Annotated in this window: 19 protein-coding genes and 1 pseudogene; 7 read left to right on the forward strand and 13 right to left on the reverse strand. The window is 66.4% G+C overall.

Annotation, left to right across the window (positions count from 1 at the left end):
* Positions 1 to 4 precede the first annotated feature (4 nt).
* Together KXD96_RS02055 and KXD96_RS28700 are read right to left on the reverse strand one after the other, a co-directional pair.
* Entirely contained in the window at positions 5 to 1,207 is a 1,203-nt protein-coding gene (locus KXD96_RS02055; protein WP_260742629.1) for a cytochrome P450, read from the reverse strand.
* A gap of 10 nt (positions 1,208 to 1,217) precedes the next feature.
* Positions 1,218 to 1,325 (reverse strand): annotated as a pseudogene (locus tag KXD96_RS28700) (SDR family oxidoreductase); the annotation flags it as partial.
* A 529-nt stretch (positions 1,326 to 1,854) separates the two neighbouring features.
* Between KXD96_RS28700 and KXD96_RS02065 the strand changes: the two are divergent.
* The gene (locus KXD96_RS02065) at positions 1,855 to 2,706 is read left to right on the forward strand and encodes a rhomboid-like protein (RefSeq protein ID WP_260742630.1); all 852 of its coding nucleotides are present in this window, start codon (positions 1,855 to 1,857) and stop codon (positions 2,704 to 2,706) included.
* A 4-nt stretch (positions 2,707 to 2,710) separates the two neighbouring features.
* Here the strand turns inward: KXD96_RS02065 and KXD96_RS02070 are convergent, their stop codons facing one another.
* From KXD96_RS02070 to ligD, 3 genes are all read right to left on the reverse strand, one after another.
* Positions 2,711 to 4,738, reverse strand: a complete 2,028-nt coding sequence (locus tag KXD96_RS02070; RefSeq protein ID WP_260742631.1) for a glycoside hydrolase family 172 protein — start codon at positions 4,736 to 4,738, stop codon at positions 2,711 to 2,713.
* Positions 4,739 to 5,872: 1,134 nt separating this feature from the next.
* Positions 5,873 to 6,175, reverse strand: a complete 303-nt coding sequence (locus KXD96_RS02075; RefSeq protein WP_260742632.1) for a hypothetical protein — start codon at positions 6,173 to 6,175, stop codon at positions 5,873 to 5,875.
* A gap of 243 nt (positions 6,176 to 6,418) precedes the next feature.
* Positions 6,419 to 7,450, reverse strand: coding sequence for a non-homologous end-joining DNA ligase (ligD, locus tag KXD96_RS02080; RefSeq protein WP_260742633.1), 1,032 nt, complete (start codon positions 7,448 to 7,450; stop codon positions 6,419 to 6,421).
* A gap of 26 nt (positions 7,451 to 7,476) precedes the next feature.
* Between ligD and KXD96_RS02085 the strand changes: the two genes are divergently transcribed.
* On the forward strand, positions 7,477 to 8,547 hold the full coding sequence (locus KXD96_RS02085) for an ATP-dependent DNA ligase (RefSeq protein WP_260742634.1): 1,071 nt from the start codon (positions 7,477 to 7,479) through the stop codon (positions 8,545 to 8,547).
* A gap of 32 nt (positions 8,548 to 8,579) precedes the next feature.
* On the opposite strand, the gene KXD96_RS02090 is transcribed toward KXD96_RS02085, so the two are convergent.
* On the reverse strand, positions 8,580 to 8,870 hold the full coding sequence (locus tag KXD96_RS02090; protein WP_260742635.1) for a hypothetical protein: 291 nt from the start codon (positions 8,868 to 8,870) through the stop codon (positions 8,580 to 8,582).
* Between the two features lie 164 nt (positions 8,871 to 9,034).
* Here KXD96_RS02090 and KXD96_RS02095 point away from each other — a divergent pair, with 164 nt between their 5' ends.
* Entirely contained in the window at positions 9,035 to 9,403 is a 369-nt protein-coding gene (locus KXD96_RS02095) for a hypothetical protein (protein WP_260742636.1), read from the forward strand.
* 1 nt (position 9,404) lies between these two features.
* Here the strand turns inward: KXD96_RS02095 and KXD96_RS02100 are convergent, their stop codons facing one another.
* From KXD96_RS02100 to KXD96_RS02115, 4 genes are read right to left on the reverse strand one after another with little or no spacing between them, the layout of a single operon-like run.
* The gene (locus KXD96_RS02100; RefSeq protein WP_260742637.1) at positions 9,405 to 10,640 is read right to left on the reverse strand and encodes a cytochrome P450; all 1,236 of its coding nucleotides are present in this window, start codon (positions 10,638 to 10,640) and stop codon (positions 9,405 to 9,407) included.
* A 45-nt stretch (positions 10,641 to 10,685) separates the two neighbouring features.
* Positions 10,686 to 11,171 carry an NUDIX domain-containing protein gene (locus KXD96_RS02105; protein ID WP_260742638.1) on the reverse strand — a complete coding sequence of 162 codons (486 nt, stop codon included), beginning with the start codon at positions 11,169 to 11,171 and terminating at the stop codon, positions 10,686 to 10,688.
* 4 nt (positions 11,172 to 11,175) lie between these two features.
* Positions 11,176 to 12,531 (reverse strand): wax ester/triacylglycerol synthase family O-acyltransferase, encoded by a 1,356-nt coding sequence (locus KXD96_RS02110; protein ID WP_260742639.1) that lies wholly within the window; start codon positions 12,529 to 12,531, stop codon positions 11,176 to 11,178.
* A gap of 41 nt (positions 12,532 to 12,572) precedes the next feature.
* Positions 12,573 to 13,649, reverse strand: a complete 1,077-nt coding sequence (locus KXD96_RS02115; RefSeq protein WP_260742640.1) for an SDR family oxidoreductase — start codon at positions 13,647 to 13,649, stop codon at positions 12,573 to 12,575.
* Between the two features lie 308 nt (positions 13,650 to 13,957).
* On the opposite strand from KXD96_RS02115, the gene KXD96_RS02120 reads away from it, so the two are divergent.
* Complete coding sequence (locus tag KXD96_RS02120; protein ID WP_260745169.1) at positions 13,958 to 14,440, forward strand: adenosine-specific kinase; 483 nt, start codon at positions 13,958 to 13,960, stop codon at positions 14,438 to 14,440.
* 3 nt (positions 14,441 to 14,443) lie between these two features.
* On the opposite strand, the gene KXD96_RS02125 is transcribed toward KXD96_RS02120, so the two are convergent.
* Entirely contained in the window at positions 14,444 to 14,830 is a 387-nt protein-coding gene (locus tag KXD96_RS02125) for a DUF1330 domain-containing protein (protein WP_260742641.1), read from the reverse strand.
* An 8-nt stretch (positions 14,831 to 14,838) separates the two neighbouring features.
* Positions 14,839 to 15,696: an SDR family oxidoreductase gene (locus KXD96_RS02130; protein WP_260742642.1), complete on the reverse strand. Its 858-nt coding sequence runs from the start codon at positions 15,694 to 15,696 to the stop codon at positions 14,839 to 14,841.
* Between the two features lie 106 nt (positions 15,697 to 15,802).
* On the opposite strand from KXD96_RS02130, the gene KXD96_RS02135 reads away from it, so the two are divergent.
* Genes KXD96_RS02135 through KXD96_RS02145 form a run of 3 tightly spaced genes read left to right on the forward strand, consistent with a single transcriptional unit; the run spans position 15,803 to position 18,263 of the window.
* Complete coding sequence (locus tag KXD96_RS02135) at positions 15,803 to 16,882, forward strand: dihydrodipicolinate reductase (protein WP_260742643.1); 1,080 nt, start codon at positions 15,803 to 15,805, stop codon at positions 16,880 to 16,882.
* A complete protein-coding gene (locus tag KXD96_RS02140) occupies positions 16,879 to 17,652 on the forward strand; it encodes an SDR family NAD(P)-dependent oxidoreductase (RefSeq protein WP_260742644.1) in 774 nt (257 codons plus the stop codon). The genes KXD96_RS02135 and KXD96_RS02140 overlap by 4 nt, the downstream gene beginning before the upstream one ends.
* Positions 17,649 to 18,263, forward strand: coding sequence for a TetR/AcrR family transcriptional regulator (locus KXD96_RS02145; RefSeq protein ID WP_260742645.1), 615 nt, complete (start codon positions 17,649 to 17,651; stop codon positions 18,261 to 18,263). The genes KXD96_RS02140 and KXD96_RS02145 overlap by 4 nt, the downstream gene beginning before the upstream one ends.
* On the opposite strand, the gene KXD96_RS02150 is transcribed toward KXD96_RS02145, so the two are convergent.
* Positions 18,264 to 19,262, reverse strand: coding sequence for a D-2-hydroxyacid dehydrogenase family protein (locus KXD96_RS02150; RefSeq protein WP_260742646.1), 999 nt, complete (start codon positions 19,260 to 19,262; stop codon positions 18,264 to 18,266).
* Between the last annotated feature and the right edge of the window lie 57 nt (positions 19,263 to 19,319).

Consider the following 19,319-nt stretch of genomic DNA (forward strand, 5'->3'; position numbering starts at 1 on the left):
CGGTTCAGGGCAGGACGACTCGTAACCGCTCCCAGCCCCGCACGGTCGATGTTGAGGCCAATTGCGCGGTGTCGTAGTCGATGCCCCATTCGGGCCAGCGGTTGAGAATCTCATCGAGCGCGACGCGGCCCTCGAGGCGGGCCAGGTTGGCGCCGAGGCAGTAGTGCACACCCTTCCCGAACGTGATGTGCGAGATGTTGTCACGACGGATGTTGTAGGTGTCCGGATCGGTGTAGCGACGGTGGTCGCGGTTGGCGGCGCCGAACAGCAGCAGCATGGCGCTGCCGGCCGGAACCGTCGTGCCGTAGCACTCGAAATCCCTTGCCATCCAACGGGCGACGTGCGGTCCTGTCGGTTCGAATCGTAGCGTCTCGTCGACGGTGCGGGTCAACAGTGATCGGTCCTCGTAGACCGCGCGCCGCTGGTCGGGATGTTCGGCGAGCACCTTGGCCAGCCAGCCGATCAGTCGGCCGGTCGTCTCGTTGCCCGCCCCGGCGACCACCTGCGTGTAGTGCAGCACTTCCTTGCGCGTCAGCTTTCGGCGCACCCCGTGCTCGTCGTCGAACTCGACGTTGAGCAGCGTCGTCATCAGATCGTCGGAGGGGTTCTTGGACCGCCATTCCACATAGTCGGCGTAGATCCGGCCGTCGGCGATGGAGTCGGCGTCGGCGACCTTCAACGGGGCGCCCGGCTTGGTGCGCAGGTTGGCGTCGTTGGCGTCGCGCACCGAGACTTGTTCGGACTCGGGGATTCCCAACAGCATGCCGATCACCCGCATCGGCATCATCGAGGCCAGCTCGGCGATGATGTCGAAGGTCCCGGAGCCGACCAGCGGGTCCAGACACCGCACGCAGTATTGCCGGATCTGGTCTTCGAGGGCGGCCATCCGCCGCGGCGTGAACACCCGGGACATCAGGCCGCGCAGCCTGGTGTGTTCGGGCGGATCCTGGAACATCATCACGCCGCCGGGCATGTCGAATTTCGATTGGATGAGCTCGAGGATGTCGCTGCGCCTGTTGGAGAACGTCTCCCAGTTGGCCAGCGCGCCTTCGACGTCGGAATGCCTTGACAGCGCCCAGAAGTCGTAGCGGTCGTTGTAGTAGATGGGCGCCTCTTCGCGCAGCCGCGCGTAGGTCGGGTACGGGTCGGCGATGATGCCGGTGTCGTAGGGGTCGTAGTAGACGTCGGTGTCGTTGGCGACCGTCATCGTGTCTTCCTTACTTCAGGCAGCTGCCGGCGTCCACGGGGAGTGTGACGCCGGTGATGTAGCGCGCTTCGTCGGAGGCCAGGAACAGCACCGCGTTGCTGATGTCTTCGGGGGTCACCCAGGGAATGGGCAGGTAGTGGAAGCTCTGGCACACCGGTGCGAGGTCGTCGGGTCCGGGGTTTTCCAATTCGGGCCGGAAGGCGCGGTAGGTGGCCTCGTTCAGCAATAACGGCGAACTCGTGTGCATCGGGAGGACGGCGTGGCTCGGGCCTTGCCCACGCGCCGCGCCCGTCACGAACGCGACCTTGCCGTCCATCCGGCCCATCGCCACCTCCATTCGCGGCCTTTTGGGCGATCGCCCAAATTTACCCGCACCCATGTCTAGCAGCGGGGACACCGGGCAGTCAAGGCGTCAACGGGAGGTGATGGCGGCGTGACGGACAGCACGGACACCACCGCGCCGGTATTGACCGATCCGTACAACGACCTCATCTCCCCCGGCGGCTTGAGACGCGCGCCGTGCTCGAGGTGGGCATCCCGACCTACGCGGCCGCGATCGTGTCCGAATCTGTGAAGATTTGCCACCCGGGTGTGAAGGCTTCGTTAAGAACGCGGCACGCCCACGCTCCGCCCTGCACCGTGGAGGTATGACGCTCTCCGAGCTGCTTCCGTCGCCGGGGCGTGGGCGCAACCCCGGCGTCGACCGCGCGATCTGGCCGTTGCGGCTGGACCGGTCAATGACGTTGTCCAGCGTGCAAGTTCGCGCGCGTGCCGACCGCCTGCGTGTGACGGCGGCGTATGCCGTCCTGCTGCTCGCCGTCTCGCTCACCCTGACGGCACTGGGGGCGCACACCCGCGCCGCGGTCGTCAGCGAAATGAGCACCAACCTGCACAACCTGGCGCACGGCCACCTGGGCAGCTTGGTCGGCAGCGCGTTCGTCAGCGACGGCGGCGACGTCTATCTGTGGTTGCCGGGGCTGGTGTGCTTGCTGGCGCTGGGCGAACTGATCTGGCACGGAAGGGGTTTGCTGATCACCTTCGCCATCGGCCACATCGGCGCGACCTTGATCGTCGCGGTCGGGCTGGTCGCCGCGGTGGAGACGGGATGGCTGCCGTTCTCGGTTGCGCGCGCCACCGACGTCGGGATCAGCTACGGCGCGGTGTGCGTGCTGGGCGCCCTGACCGCATCGATACCGTCGCGCCGGCGTCCGGCCTGGATCGGTTGGTGGCTTGGCGTCGCGGCGCTGGCAACGTTTGACGCGGACTTCACCCCGTTCGGTCACCTTCTGGCGCTGCTCCTTGGCATGGGCTTGTCGTTTCGCTTGCCCTCGATCGCCCGCTGGACGCCCGCGCACGCGGCCCTGCTCGTCGTCGGCGCCGCCTTCGGCTACTTCGTACTGTCGGAATGGTCGTCGCCTGTGGCTCCCGCCGCCGGGTTGACGGGCGTGATGTGCGCCCTGCTCGCCAGTCGGGTGATGAGGCGCTCTACCGCCGTGTGATCGGTCAACCGGTCACCGCTTCGATCTGGTAGCGGCTCGCCGTCCAGGGCGGTGAGTCGGGCGCAGGAGTCAGGGTGATTGCCAGCTGCGCTTTGCCCGCGGTGACCGATGGCGGCAAGAGGTACGTGTCATCGAGCCAGCGATGAAAAGTGTTGCCGCGCGGCTGTAACCAGGTCCCGGCGGGAACGCCGTCGACGGCGACGCCCGCCGATTGGAAGCCGTCCGCTTGGTCCGACGTGCGGCGCAGCAGGACGCCGCGGTTGCCCGGGTCGGTTTCGACATGGAAGGTGATCGCGGCACTGGTGGCGCGGACCGACCCGATGACCGGACGGGTGTCCTCGTTGCCTTCGTATTGGCTGACCAGCAGCTGATCCGTGGCGTCGGCGTCGGCGTAGCCGTGCAGGAGGCGACTGTCCGGATCGCTGGGGCGGACGTCGTCGCCGGGCGCGAGAACGTCGTTGGGCTGCGTGTAGAGGAAAGCGGTTGAGCTGTAGTCGGGTTGGACCATGTTCCGCTTGCCGTGCTCGATACCGAAGCGGATCGCGGAGCGGTAGTCGATGGCATCGGCGAGCATGAGCCGATAGACGGCGACGCAATAGTCTGCGCAGCCGCCGGTGGCCGTGCGCTGATCGGGTTGTCCGGTGAGCGGGCCGGTGAAGCGGGTGCCGTCCTTGAAATACCAGCCGCCCTCGTAGAGGTCCTCGGTGCCGGTGCCATACCACTGCGGCGAGTCGGCACCGTCCGTGTACACGCGCTCGGCTCCCTCGAGAAAGTAAGGGGCGCCGTCACTGAAAGCGGTCCTGATTCGGGAACCGCGAATGGTATGGCTGACGCCGACGAATTTGCCGTGGCCCTGCTCGTCGGCGAACAGCCAGTCCCGGCCGAAGATCGTCGGCGCGGCGTGCGAGCGAGCGGTGAAATAGCCGGCACGGCCGCCGGCCAGCGCGGGCGCCCATTGCGCGTCGGGGGCGGTGGTCACGTCACTGTCGATTCCCTCAACCGGGTTGTCGGTGGCGTTCACGAGCGTGATGCGAGCTTCGTGCGCGAACGGCATCGGCCACCAGGCGGACAACGACAACGACCCACCGGGCTCCGGGGTCGTGGCGAACATCAGCGCACGCACGGTGTTGCTGCCCAGGCCGGCACCGAAGAACTCCCCGAGCGGAGAGTCGACCGTGGTCCGGCCGTCGAATTCCATCTGCAGCCGCAGGGCGCTCAGGAGTTGGTCCGCCGGTGGTGGTAGTTGCAGTCGTAGCTGTGAAATGCTGCCCGGACCGGTTGACTCCGCGATCGTCGCCCCGGCGCCGGCGGGAAGCTTGACAACCCGGATGTCGTGCGCCGCCGTGGATTTTGCCGGCTTTGGGTCGGCGGTGCCCGCGGCGCGCAGCGTGGCGAGTACGTCGAGCGCGGGGTCTGAGGGCGAGAAGGTGGTCACGCCCTCGGCCGTCGGGAATTGGCGGTAGTCGACGTGGTAGTACTCGAGATTGGATGTGACGCTGATGCGCATCGAGCGGCGGTAGGGCATGGGGACCTTGATGTAAACACCGCCCGGTGACTGCGCCGCATTGGCCACCAACGGCCATTCGAATGGCGCACCCAGCGCACCATCGACCACCGATTGCAGGGGCGCGTCCAACACGGTGCGTCCATCCAGTTCGACGCGGATGTTTCCGATGCGGGTCACCTTTCCCCCGTCCCGGGTGAACCAGATCGAATCCACCTCGCCGGCACCGCGATCCTCCGCGACGACGCAGCCGGCACCCCCCGGCGCCAAGCATCCACCGGTGCCGTTGCGGTTCCCGGTGGAGAGGTCGAAATCACCGCCGCTGCGATCGAAGCTGGACAGCTGCAGGGATCGCGTGTCGGTGCGCAGGTAGGGCAACAGGTCCAACCGGCGGTAGGTGTCCCAGCCGATCAGCCTTTCGCCGGGGCCATTGGGCTCGGCAGCCGCCACGGCGGTGGCGGTCACACCGGCGGCCGTAGACAGCGCAACGGTCAATGTTGCGCACCACACGCGAATAGCCACCGGCATAGCATCAAAGCTTACTTTTCCCGGTCTGGTTGACCAGATTTAGCAACCTAACGGCGATCCCATCAACCGCACGTTCACATGGAATGCATTCAAGCCGTTGATAGTTCGGGGCCTAGGCCGGGATCAGCACGAACGTATCTGCCGGCGTGGTCAGTGCAGCCGTACTATCAGGCCTACCGAATCCAGCCGCCGGATCTCAAATGGGCATAGCAAAATCGGGAGACGCGAACAGTTGGCCGATTCGTACCGGTCAAACCCGTATGACGGTTCCCCCGAACACGTTTCACATCGCCCTGCATTGTTCGAAATGTAGGTCGGATCGTGCGCCGTTCCATTTTATCGCGCCATCGGCGTGTGCGGAAGCTTTTGGAAAATGAATGCAAAGTCGTGGCCATCACCCGGGCATCCCCGTACGAAGCGGCTCCGCGCGGACGACGATCGCCGGCCTTCAATCAGTTGACGTAAATCACCTCAATTTTGGTGAATCCCATGACATCCCGCTGTGCGCTCACGTAACATGGCTCACCTCGGGCGAAACATATCTCCATCTATCGGACGGAGTGGTTATGTCTCGTGTGAAGTACAAAGTTGCTGTCGGCCTGATCCTGGCCTTTACCGCTGCTACAGCCTCTGGTTGCACAGTACCGCTAACGATCGATTGCGGGCCTAACCTGACCTGCACGCCATAGGGCTACCCGACAGCCCATCGAGGGGTTGCGCTACTGGCACGCTCTACTTGGTACGGCCCACTTTTGGGCCTATCGAGTTTCGTGGCATGGGCGTGCCAGTTAGGGCAGCAACCCCCCGCACCGCGCTTCGGCGAAACTGCATGCGCGTCAGGAGCTTTCATCGAGTAGCGGTTTAGCACGCTCGCAGTGAGGCGCTGCCCGCGACGAATTGGTTCGTCGCGTCATCCGGGCCGTTTCGTGTGGCTTCTCTGTCAGCCCAGCGCGGCCGGCGGCGTGACAGAACGCTTTAACCGTTGTGGCACAAAGAGAATCACGCCGGAGAAAGTCAAAGAATTGTTCCCGACTTCGATCAGCTGATCAGGAATTTTTCGCACATTTCCTGAATCCCATGGGATTTCGTATTGCGCTCACGTAGTATAACGATTCTCGGGCGTAACATTTCTCCTCAACGGATGGAGTGGTTCATGTCTCGTTTGAAGTGCAAGGTTGTTGTCGGCCTGGTCCTGGCATTCACCGCGTTGACAAGCTCCGGTTGCACATTCCCAACCATCTCGTGCACCGGTTCGCCCACCGGAATCACCTGCTCGCCATAGGGCTTGGCCCTTCGCGACGTCGGCGGGATGCGCTGACTGGCACGCTTGCGGGTGCCAGTCAGCGTACTGATCCCCGCCGCGTGACTATTTGAAAGCGGCTGGTGCTCAGGCGCTTTCAAATGGCTGGCGCATCGCCTTGAGATGTGCCGCGCCATGACATAGAGGGGGTGACACACAGAGAACCACGCTGCCTTTGGCGCGCTTGCTTGATACCTCGGCGCGCAGCCGTGCCGAAACCCGGTAGCTCCGAACGACTCACGGGGTCGGGCTGCGGTCTTTTGCGGCCATTTATCGCCCGCATCAGCGCGTGGCCACGGTGAAAAGTTGCCTGGGCGCTGTGACACGAGCGAATCAAAGCCCGACAACCCGCCGGCGCGCGGGCCAAAGCTAGCTCACCCCTACTTGTGGTCTTTCTTCAGGTTCGTATCCCGGCTGGGCTGAACGCGTTTCGGTTCGCCCGGCATTTTCGGGTAATTCGGCGGATACGGCATGTCGCCCAGGCCGCGCTCTTCGTCGGCCTCGGCCATCTCGATCAATGGCGCGATCGACTGCGCCACCTCATCCATTGCGGCCCAGGGGTCCCGGCGGCCCTTCACCAGGTCGGGAACCGTCGCAATGGTGTAGTCGTCGGGTTCCGCGTCGGCCAGTTCATCCCATGTCAGCGGCGTCGATACCGTCGCGATCGGGGTGCGCCGCACCGAGTAAGCCGACGCCATGGTGCGGTCCCGGGCGTTCTGATTGAAGTCCAGAAAGACCCGCGCGCCCCGCTTCTCCTTCCACCATTCGGTGGTGACCGCCTCCGGCGCGCGTCGCTCTACCTCGCGGGCCAGCGCGATGCCGGCGCGGCGCACCTCGATGAAATCCCAATCGGTGGCGATCCGGAGAAACACGTGGATCCCGCGACCGCCGGAGGTTTTGGGGTATCCCACCAGGCCCAGCTCGTCGAGCAACGGTCGCAAGACGTCGACCGCGACCGTACGCGCCTGCTCGAAAGCGACCCCAGGCTGCGGATCCAGATCGACGCGCAACTCGTCGGGATGGTCGGTGTCCGGACAGCGCACCTGCCACGGGTGCAACGTGATGGTGCCCATCTGTGCCGCCCACACGATCGCCGACGGGTGCGTCACCTTCAGGGCGTCCGCGGTGCGTCCCGAGGGGAACGTCACCCGGCAGGTCTGCAGATAGTCGGGATGGTGCCGCGGAATCCGCTTCTGGTAGATCTCCTCGCCGTCGATGCCGTCCGGGAAGCGCTGCAGATGGGTGGGCCGGTCGCGCAGCGCGTCGAGCATCGGACCGCCCGCCACGGCGCGGTAGTACTCGACTAGCCGACGCTTGGTGCCGTTGGCGCCCAGCTTGGGGAAATAGACCTTGTCCGGGCTGGTCAGGCGCACCGCAATACCGTCTACGTCGAGCTCTTCTGCAGCGGCCATACACACGATTCCAGCACAATTAGGCTATGGACCTACCTGTGATGCCCCCGGTGTCGCCGATGCTGGCCAAACCGGTGCGGTCGATTCCGCCGGGCGCGTCATACGAGCCGAAATGGGACGGCTTCAGGTCCATCTGTTTCCGTGACGGGGACGAAGTCGAGCTGGGCAGTCGCAACGAGCGGCCCATGACGCGGTATTTCCCCGAGTTGGTGGCCGCGGTGCGGGCGGAGCTGCCCGAGCGCTGCGTGATAGACGGGGAGATCGTCATCGCCACCGACCACGGCCTGGATTTCGAGGCGCTACAACAACGCATCCATCCGGCGGATTCGCGGGTGCGGATGCTGGCCGAGGCGACGCCGGCGTCCTTCATCGCGTTCGACTTGCTTGCCGTGGGCGACGACGACTACACGGGGCGACCGTTCAGCGAGCGGCGCGCCGCCCTCGTCGACGCGCTGGCGGGATCCGGCCCGTCGATCCATGTCACGCCGGCCACCACCGACATCGATATCGCGCACCGCTGGTTCGACGAATTCGAGGGGGCCGGCCTCGACGGTGTCATCGCCAAGCCACTGACCGTCACCTATCAGCCCGACAAGCGCGTCATGTTCAAGATCAAGCACGAGCGGACCGCCGACTGCGTGGTCGCCGGCTATCGCGTGCACAAGTCCGGCGGTGACGCGATCGGCTCGCTGCTGCTCGGGCTCTACCAACAGGACGGCCAACTCGCGTCCGTCGGCGTGATCGGCGCCTTCCCGATGGCCGAACGGCGGCGCCTGTTCGCCGAACTGCAGCCGCTCGTCACCGATTTCGAAGGCCACCCGTGGAGCTGGGCCGCCCACGAGGCGGGCGAACGAACGCCGCGCAAGAACGAATTCTCGCGCTGGAACGCCGGAAAGGATCTTTCGTTCGTGCCGCTGCGGCCGGAGCGCGTGGTCGAGGTCCGCTACGACCACATGGAAGGGCGGCGTTTCCGTCACACCGCGCAGTTCAACCGGTGGCGCCCAGACCGCGAACCACGCTCGTGCACATACGAACAACTCGAGCAGCCGGTAACCTTCAGCCTCGGTGACATCGTGCCCGGCCTGGGATCGGGCTAGGAGTGAACACCACGGCTCGAGGCTGTCTCGGCTCAGCCGTCGATGTGCGTCGGCGGGTCGGCGAAGGCGGGATCCCCGGGGTACTGGTCAGGACCCATCACGTCGCAGCGCTTATCGGGCACTAGGTAGGAACTGGCGCCGTTCCAGATCAGGTGAGTAAATCCCACGCAACGTTGCCACGTGCCGTCAGGCTGGACGGGTCCGTCGCACTTGCTGAGAAAGGCTCCCCCGTACTGGCACCCGGCGCCGGCCGGCGGAGCCAAGGCGATCAGCCCGCCGGCCGTCAGCGCGGCAGCCAGCCCTCCGACGATGCAGCGCTTCATGGTGGTCTCCCGTCCAGATCGCCGCCGGTGCGTCGCCGAGCACCTGAGGTGGCGAACACAGTCGACGGCACCGCCAGCATCAACGACGCTACCGCTTACTTGGCCGGTCGATCACCGGAAATCGGCACGTTTAACGACCGCCATGGCCGGGCACGCGAACCTACATGTCAGTGACAGCGTTTCAAGACCTTGCGTTGACCGATCGAGACCGCAAATGGGACGGTGACGCCGCCGAAAAGCGGGTCCGCAAGTGGGCCGGGGCCGAGGACGCGCCGAACCAGAAGTACCGCGACGCCCACGTCTGGTACGACAACGGCAAGAGGGACAACTTCACGGCGTACAAGCTGTTGATCGCCGACGTCGTCGGTGGGGACCTCAAGGCGGTGCCGCGGGGAGTGATGGCGGCCGGCGCCATCATGGACGGTGCGCGCGGGGGCATCGACCTGCCGAAGGCGGACGTCGAGCGGGTCAAAAGCCACCTGGCCAAGTACTACAAGAAGATGGGCGAGAGCGCGCCGTGGGAGCGCGGCTGATCTAGACCGCGACGGAGAGGCGCGACAGTCCGCGCAACGTGACGTTGGCCTTGTATTGCGGCGCGCCGGCCAGCCGCGCGTTCGGGAAGCGCGCCGTTATCGCCGACAGGGCCACGCCGGCTTCCAACCGGGCCAGGGGCGCCCCCAGACAGTAGTGGGCTCCGCGGCCAAATCCCAAGTGCCGCAACGCCGGACGATCCGGATCGAAGGTATCGGGTCGGTCGAACTCCGCAGGGTCACGGTGGGCGGCGGCGATCAGCAACATCATGACATCGCCCGCGGGCACCTCGGTGCCGCCAATCATCATGTTGGCGAGAGCAATTCGGCCGACGAGTTGCACAGGCGGGTCGTAACGCAGGGTCTCTTCCACGATCGCCGGTGCCCGGCCGGCGTCGGTGGCCAGAGCGGTCCACCGCCCGGGATTGCGCAGCATCGCCAACACGGCATTCCCGATCAGATTCACCGTGGTCTCGTGTCCCGCGATCAAGAGCAGATTGCAGGTCGAGACAATTTCGTCCTCGGTCAGTTGATCTCCGGACTCCTCCACCGCGATCAGTCCCGACAGCAGGTCGTCGCCAGGTCGCGATCGGCGGCGCTCGATCAGACCGTGGAAGTATTGGCGCAGCCACGCCGCGGCCCGTTGCCGCTCGCTCGCGACGTCCGGCGGCACGCCGGTGATTGTCGAAAACGGGTCCAGCGCCTGAGCCAGCAACGCAGACGCGCGGCTGAACCGCGGCTCGTCGTCGAGCGGCACGCCGAGCAGCCGGCAGATCACCGCTACCGGCAACGGATACGCGAAATCCTCGACAACGTCGAAGTGACCCTTTTCGGCGATCCGACCGAGCATTCGGTCGACCAGCGACCGAATGTCGGGCTCCAGTGCGCTGACCACCTTCGGCGCGAACGCCTTACTGACCAGCCTGCGCAGCCGGGTGTGGTCGGGCGGATCGAGAAACAAGAAGCCCGGCGGGCCCTGCCTGCGTGGCGCCCTACCGGCCTCGGCCTGCCGCTTGGCGACCGTCGAGTTGACGTTGTCGCTGCTTGACGACGGGTGCCGCAACACCTCGTCGCAATCTCGGTAGCTCGAGAAGACGGCCAGGTTGGCTTCGGGCAGTCGCAGCGCTCCGCCGTCACGAAACCGCGCACAGAGTCGATACGGGTCGGGCCGGTTGGCCGGGTCCAGCAGCTGCAGCAGCAGCCCTTGGGATTCGGCCTGCTCGGCAGGCGCGGACGTCATGAAGACATTGTGCACAGCGGCGCGGCGCACCGACGTCGCCGCACGTCAAGCCCCTTCGTCCAAACCCGCCAAGTCCGGATGCGTCATCAGCCGGTCCAGAAATCCAAGCTGGCCTTTGAGTAGCTTGCCGCGCGCCTGCGCCACCGAAAACCAGCCCACCCGATCGACTTCCGGGAATTGCCGCAACGTGCCCGACCCCTTCGGCCACTCCATTTCGAAGGTGTTGCTGCGCGCGTCGGTAACGTCGAGGTCGCCGCAGACGGCGAAGGCGGTGACCACCTTGCCACCGGGCTGTTTCAGCTGCCCGAGGTCCAGCCGATGTCCGGCCGGCACCGACAGCCCGAGCTCCTCGGCGAACTCGCGTTGCGCGGCGGCCCAGGGATCCTCGCCGTCGGCGTACTCCCCCTTGGGAATCGACCAGGCCCCGTTGTCCTTTCGCGCCCAGAACGGCCCACCCGGATGTGCGATCAAGACTTCGACGGCGCCGTCGCGGGTCCGGTACAACAGCACGCCCGCACTGAGCTTCGGCATCCGGTCAGAACCCGACCGAACGTTCCAGGTCCTTGAGCGACGACTCCAGGTGCGCGAGTAGCCGCTGCAGGTGCGGCACGCTGCGCCGGCATCCCACCAGGCCGAAGTCCAGGTTCCCGGCGTTGTTGGACAGGGTGATGTTGAGCGCCTGCCCGTCCAGCGCGATGGACAGCGGGTAGTTGCCGTCGAGCCGGGCGCCCCCGTAGTAGATAGGCTGAGTCGGCCCCGGCACGTTGGAAATGATGATGTTGAACGGCGGCGACGTGGAGGCCACCCAGCCCGGAACCGCCGCCAAAGCCAGCGCTGACGTGTTCATCGCGGACAGCGCCAGTGCCTGGAAGCGGGGCAACTGCGAAAACACCTTCTTGTTGCTGCGCATCGAATCGCTGATGATCTGCAGCCGCTCAGCGGGATCGTCGCTGTCGGTGGCGAGGTTGCACAGAATGGCGCCGACGAGGTTGCCCCCGGTGTCGGCCTCGTCTTCGGTGCGCAGGCTCACCGGGACCATCGCGATCAGCGGTGTGTCCGGCAGCGCGTTCTGCTCGAGCAGGTAGTAGCGCAGGGCACCCGCACACATCGCCAGGACGACATCGTTGACGGTCACGCCGGCCGCGTTCTTGACGCTTTTGATGCGGTCCAACGACCATGACTGCGCGGCGCAGCGGCGTGCGCCGCCGATCTTGACGTTCAGCATGGTGCGCGGAGCCCCGAAGGGCAACGTCAGCTGCTGCTCGAGCAGCGCCGCACGCGCCAGCGAAAGGGTCGACGGGGCAAGCGCCGCAAGGGATCCGGCCACATGCAGCACGGAACTCAGCGGGCTCACCGGGCTGCTCTTGCGCTTGGGTTTGGGCAGGCTCCAGGGCGCGCGGACGTCGGGGTCGCCGGGGTCCGTCGACAACGCGCGTTGCATCAGCTTCTGCGCGGAGACGCCGTCGATCAGCGCGTGGTGGACCTTGGTGTAGATGGCGAACCGCCCATCCTTGAGGCCCTCGATGATGTGCGTCTCCCACAGCGGACGATGCCGATCCAGCAGGCTGCTGTGCCACCGCGAAGTCAGCTCGAGCAATTCACGGATTCGGCCGGGCGACGGCACCGCCGAGCGCCGGACGTGGTAGTCGATGTCGATGTCTTTGTCGTAGGCCCAACCCAGGTTTGCGATGCCGCCGACGAACGCCGCCGGGTGCTTGCGGAAGGTGGGCTGGAAGTCTTGCTGCGCAACCAAGCGGTCGTAGAGATCCCGGACGAAGCCGCGGCCGGCGCCCTCCGGCAGCTCGAACAACTGCAAGCCGCCGACGTGCATGGGATGCTCCCGCGACTCTCCCAGCAGGAATATCGCGTCGGTGGGCATCATCAGTTCCATCCACCCATTAGACCGCGACTCACGCCGGGGCGAGGCGCTCCTTAGAACATCGCCGCCGAGCTGATATCGGGATGGCTGCGCATGTAGTCCACGAGCCGATCGACATAGCTGCGGAACGCGGGCGCCTCGATACCACTGCCGGCGAGGTCGGCCCGACAGTGATCGGTCAGGTAGAACGTGGGCTGGGCGAAGTAATCGACCGCTTCGGGAGGGATCCGCATCAGGCGGTGCAGCCCCGGAACGTGTGCCAGCGACGCTTTGGTCAATTTCAGGGGCAGCGGGACCCTGATGAGTTCGCGACCCGTTGCCTGGGCCAGCGTGTCGGTCATCTCCTCGACCGTGAGCGGGCGCGGGTCCGCCAGCTGATAGGTGCGCCCCTCGGAAGCGGGCAGGCCGCTCAAGTATGCGACGGCGTCGACGATGAAGTCGCGCGGGACGACGTTGACGCGCGTCGTCGTGGGGTCACCCACCATCGGCAGGATCGCGTGCCGGGGCTGTCGCAGCAGCCACTGCATGACGAAGTAGGGGCCGTCGTATTTCTGTGTCTCCCCGGTGCGGCTGTCGCCGACGACGATCGAGGGGCGATAGATCGTCGCGGGCATGCCCGCGGACATGTGCCAGCGCACGTCCGCCTCGGCGAGGTGCTTGGTCTCTTCGTAGTGGTTGTTGAACGGCGCGCCGACTTCGAGGTCGTCCTCGCCGAAGGGGCCGGCGTAGCGGCCGCTGACATAGCAGGTGCTGAAGTAGTGCAAGCGCGTCAGGGAGGGGCAGCGCCCGAGCGCGTCCAGGACGTTCCGGGTGCCGTTGACGTTGACCCGAAACGCCACGTCGCGCGGCACCGCCAAGTCATATGCGGCGGCCAGGTGCCACGCCTCGCTGACATCCGCGAGGGCATCCGCTGCGAGGCCGAGTCCGGGTTGGGTGATGTCACCTTCGACCAGCCGGATCCGCCCCTCGACGAACGGTTCCGCAGAGCTCAGTTCCTGCACGCGTCGCTGTGCCAGTCTGCCGAACTTCGGCTGCACCAGACAGATGGCCGAATCGCCGGTGCGTTTGAGGATGCCCGGCAGCAACGCGCTACCGAGAAAGCCGGGGAACCCTGTCATCAGAACGGTCATGGCTGCACTCCTTGCCAGCTCGGTTAATTCAAAGTTGTTGCGGTGGAATGACTCTGCGACCGGTGGCCAACTCCCCACCGGGCGGCCTGCGAGGTCTGGGGCAACTCCTCCGTCGCGGATCGCACGGCCGCTCTTTCCCCTACCGAAAGGTGCCGTTAAAAACAGACGCTATCGACTACAGGCGGTTGTTAAAACGGGTCTTTCGACCCTGCGTGACGGCCATTGGTCCCCTGGTTGCGCCGGCCGGCGACGAGAAGCTTTCGGCCGGGCACAACCGGTGGCAGCATGGGCTCGTGACGACGACAGAGTTGACCTGGGACGTGGTGGCCGTTGACAAGCCAGAGGATGTCAACGTGGTCATCGGCCAGGCGCATTTCATCAAAACGGTCGAGGACCTGCACGAGGCCCTGGCCGGGGTGAGCCCGTCGCTGCGGTTCGGAGTGGCCTTCTGCGAGGCGTCCGGGCCGCGGTTGGTGCGCCGCAGCGGCAACGACGCGGATCTGGTCGAAATGGCGACACGTGCCGCGCTGGCCATCGCGGCCGGACACAGCTTCGTGATCTTCATGCGCGAGGGTTTTCCCGTCAATGTCCTCAACCCCGTGAAGGCGGTGCCCGAGGTGTGCGGGATCTACTGCGCCACAGCCAATCCGGTTGATGTCATCGTTGCGGTATCTCCACGAGGGCGCGGCATCGTCGGCGTCATCGATGGGCAGACTCCGGTCGGGGTGGAAGGCGAACGCGAGGTGGCCGAGCGCCACGATCTGCTGCGCGCCATCGGCTACAAGCTCTAGGGATCAGTCGGCCACCAGTGACCATACCGACGTCGCGATCAGGTCACCGCGCTCCAAACCGGCGGCGCGATGTTCGTGCACCTTCGCATACTCCGGCGTGCTTACCATGTCGATGAACGCCTGTGGTGTCGGGTACTCGACGATCAGAATGGCGTCCCACCAAGGCCTTTCGCCGTCGCCGATCACGAAGGCCGGCGCGGTTCCCGCGTAGCGCACGGTGGCGCGCACGCGCTGCAGGTGGGGAGCGACCTCCTGGCCGTAGCGCCGGTAGGACTCCAGGCCCCCCGATGCCTTGAACTTCAACAGGTTGACCATCACCACCGGCGCATCGGCGGGCCGCCCGGCCAGGGCTGCGAACTGCTCGGCGGTGGGCTCCAAGGAACTACTCATGGTCACGATTACAGCAGATCGGTGATTGTCTTCAGGCCCGCTTCGTACAGCACGCCGGGCAGCATGCCGCCGTCACATTCGATGGTGGTGCCGTTGACGAAGTCGGCCTGCCCGCCGGCCAGGAACACGCAGACCCTGCCCACCTCCGCGGGCTCGCCCGCCCGCCGCAGCGGGACGGCCGCGAAATACTTTGCGCCGGTTGGGTCGTCCTTGGGCAGCACGAACGACCGGAAGTTCTCGGTCATCGTCGGTCCCAGCGCGACGCAGTTGACCCGCACCTTGGGCCCCCACTCCTCGGCCAGCGAGCGGGTGAGATGGTTGAGTCCGCTCTTGGCCGCGCCGTAGGAAACCAACGTCGGCGATCCCGCCGGATGCCCGGCCCCACTGGAGATGTTGATGATGCAGCCGACGCCGTCCTGGGTGCGCATCTGCCGGTAGGCGCGGATGGCGAACCACAGCGGGCTGATCAGGTTCATCTGCACGGCGAACGCGTGGAACAGCGCCGTGCGCTCATACTCGTCGTCGCTGCCGGGCGCGCCCTGAATGCGTTGCACCAGTTCGGGAATGCCTTCGGCATGCGGCGCCGGCACGGTGCCGCCGGCGTTGTTCACCAGGATGTCGATCCGGCCGTGCTCGGCGACGACGTCGGAAACGAAGGAGTCGATCGCGCGGTAGTCGCCTTGGTCGCAGACCTTCTGGGAGGCCCGCGCCGCCCACTCGGGTTCGACACCGGGCATGGCGTCGAGCGGCGAACGCGAACAACCGACGACGGTGGCACCCGCGCGCAGCAGTTCGTGGGCGATCCCGACCCCCACACCGCGGCTGGTTCCGGTGACGACCGCGACCTTGCCGTCCAGGACGCTCATGACAGGCCTTCCTACCCGAAGCCAATGTTGACAGTCACTGTCAGCGGGTCATACTGTGCCATTTCGGTCGGCGGCGTGTAAAGGCATCACATTCGGAGGTCACAAGATGAGCAGTCCGTCCAAGCTCCGCGTCATCCAATGGGCGACCGGGGGCGTCGGCAAAGCGGCCATCGCGTGCGTCCTGAATCATCCCCAATTGGAGCTGGCCGGCTGTTGGGTGCACAGCGCCGAGAAGAACGGCGTCGACGTCGGTCGGATCCTCGGAATCCAGGACCTCGGTGTCACCGCCACTTCCAGCATCGACGACATCCTGGCGCTGGACGCCGACTGTGTCGTGTACAGCCCGCTGGTGCCCAACGATGACGAGGTCATCGCGATCCTGCGATCCGGTAAGAACGTTGTCACCCCCGTCGGCTGGGTATACCCCGACCCCGGCAACGCGCGGCACCAGGCCGTCGCCGACGCCGCTGTCCGAGGCGGGGTGACCCTGCACGGTTCGGGGATCCACCCCGGGGGCATCACGGAACGATTCCCGCTGATGCTGTCGTCGCTTTCGTCGGCCGTGACCCACATCCGGGCGGAGGAGTTCTCCGACATCCGCACCTACAACGCCCCGGACGTGGTGCGCTACATCATGGGCTTCGGCGGCACCCCTGAGGAAGCCATGCAGGGGCCCATGGCCGGACTGCTGGACGCGGGCTTCAAGCAGTCGGTGCGAATGATCGCCGACCACATGGGTTTTCGGATCGACCCCAACATCCGGACCATCCAGGACGTCGCGGTGGCGACCGCCGACATCGACTATGCGCCGTTCCCGATCACGACGGGCAAGGTCGCCGCCCGGCGGTTCCGCTGGCAGGCCCTCGTGGGCGGCGAACCGGTCATCACCGCGGCGGTCAACTGGTTGATGGGTGAGGAAAACCTGGAGCCGGCCTGGAATTTCGGTGGGCGCGGGGAGCGCTTCGAGGTCGAGATCACCGGTGATCCCACCGTGAGCCTGACCTTCAAGGGTCTGCAGCCCGAGACGATCGCCCAAGGGCTGGTGAAGAATCCGGGCGTGGTGGCCACGGCCAACCACTGCGTCAACGCCATCCCCGACGTCTGCGCCGCCGGGCCCGGCATCAAGACCTACCTCGACCTCCCCTTGTTCGCCGGGCGCCCGGCCGCCGGCCTCGCCGCGACATGACCTACAGCCACCCGTCCTCGATGCGCGGCCACGTCGCGATCGTCACCGGCGCCGCCCAGGGCGTGGGCAAGGGCGTCGCCGCCGCGCTGCTGGAACGCGGTGCGGCGGTGCTGCTGGTCGACATCCAGGACGAGTTGCTGGGGGCGACGACCGCCGAGCTGTCCTCGATAGGACGCGTCGAGAAGCTGACCGCCGACCTGCGCGACCCGGCCAGCGCCCGGCGCATCGTGACGGCCACGGTCGACGCCTTCGGTGCGGTGCACGGCCTGGTCAACAACGCGATCGCCACCAACGAGCCCAAGGCGTTCGTCGACATCACGACGGAGGATTTCGCGCTCGGTCACGAGGTGGGCCCGCGGGCGAGCTTTCTGCTCATGCAAGCCGTGCACCCGGTGATGGTCGAGGCGGGCGGCGGGTCGATCGTCAACCTCGGATCGGGGACGGGCACGGGCGGCGAACCCAAGTGGGGCGGTTACGCCGCCGCCAAGGAGGCGATCCGGGGCCTGTCGAAGGTCGCCGCGCTGGAGTGGGGGCGCGACAACATCCGCGTCAACGTCATCTGCCCGTTCGCCGAGTCGGACGGCGTCAAGTTCTGGAAATCGTTCGCGCCCAAGGAGTACGAGAAGGCCGTGGGACGGGTGCCGATGAAACGGATCGGCGATGTCCGCACCGATGTGGGCGCGCTGGTGGCGTTCCTGCTCGGCACCGACGCGACGTTCATCACCGGGCAGACCATTCACGTCGACGGTGGGATCGGCTGCTTCCGGTGACCTCTCCGACCAGAGGCGAGTCGCTGCGCGATCGGCAGCGCGCACAGATTCGGGCAGACATCAGGCGCGCCGCGTTCCGGCTCTTCGTCGAACGCGGATACGACGCCGTGACAACGGAGGAGATTGCCGCCGCCGCAGGAGTTTCGCCGCGCACCTTCTTCCGGCACGTGCCGACGAAGGAAGAGCTGTTGCTCGGGCCCGTTCGCCATGGCGGCGCCGCGATCGTCAACCTGCTCGAGCAGCGGCCCGCCAGCGAGGCGCCGGACGTCGCGCTGATCAACGCCATCGTCACGCGCACCCGATCGTTCGACCAGGCCGACACCGACGAGTGGCGGAAAGCGCTGCTGGTGGCCCCCGATTTCCTCCGTAAAGTCACCGTGCACACGCCCGCCGACAAAGAGCGGGCGGCCAAGCTGATCGGCGAGCGCATGGGCGTGAACCCCGACGTCGACATCCGCCCCGGGCTGCTGGTCCAACTCGCCTTCGCGGCAGCCGATTTCGGCTTCCAGCAATGGGTGCGCCAGTCCGGCCGACCGTGGCCGCTGGACCGGTATGTCACCGAGGCCCTCGAAGCGGTCAAGAGCCCGCACTGGAAACGGAAGCACAGCTGATCAACCCCGCGATGCCTCGGGGTTGGAAATCCGCACCGGGGCCCCGTCCAGCCAGGCGGTCACCGCCTCCACGGTGTCCGCGTAGAAGGCGCCGAGCATTTCGCGGGTGACGTAGCCAAGGTGGGGAGACAGGGTCACATTGGGCAGCAGCCGCAAAGGGTGATCGGGCGCCAGCGGTTCGACATCGTAGACGTCGAGCCCCGCGCCGGCGATGCGTCCGGCTTCGAGCGCGGTGATCATGGCGGCCTCGTCGACGATCGGGCCCCGCGACGTGTTGATCAGGTAGGCGTGCGGCTTCATCAGGGCGAGCTCGGTTTCGCCGACCAGCCCTCGCGTGCGTTCCGAGAGCACCACGTGAATGGAGACGACGTCGGACTCGGCGAACAGCACCGCCTTCTCGACCCGGCGCGCACCGGCCGCCGCGGCGGCGTCCGCCGAGAGGTTTTGGCTCCACGCAAGGACTTCCATGTTGAAAACCCGCGCGTATTCGGCCATCCGCTTGCCCACCCGGCCGAGGCCGAGCAGCCCGAGCGTCTTACCGGACAGCGTGAGGCCCGTCGTCGTCTGCCAGGCGCCGTCTCGCATCCGTCGGTGTTCCTCGGCCAGGTTGCGCACCGTGGCGATCAGCAAGCCCCAGGCGAATTCGGGGGTGGCGTCGTGCACGGAGCGAAAACGCGGGTGAGCGAAGTCGGTATGCGCGACCAGGATCCCCCGCTCGGTGGCCGCGGCCATGTCCAGGTTGGGCAGTCTTCTGCCGACGATGGTGATCAGCTTCAGGTTCGGCAGCCGTTCCAGCAGCGTCCGCGGCAGTGCCATCCGCTCGCGCAGCGTGCAGATCACGTCGAAGGGCCGCAGCGCGTCGGCGGCCTCTTCCTCGGCGAGGTGCCGATCGAAAACGGTAATGCGGGAACGTGTTTGCACCGGCGACCAGTCGGCCAGCCGCAGGGCCACGCCGGCGTAGTCGTCGAGGATCGCCACCCGGGGCGTGCGGTCCGCCATGACCCCATTGAACCTTAGATCAGAACGCGCGCTCGCGCGGCGCCCGCAGGCGGTGGA

It is taken from the genome of Mycobacterium sp. SMC-2, assembly GCF_025263485.1.
Taxonomy (GTDB): domain Bacteria; phylum Actinomycetota; class Actinomycetes; order Mycobacteriales; family Mycobacteriaceae; genus Mycobacterium.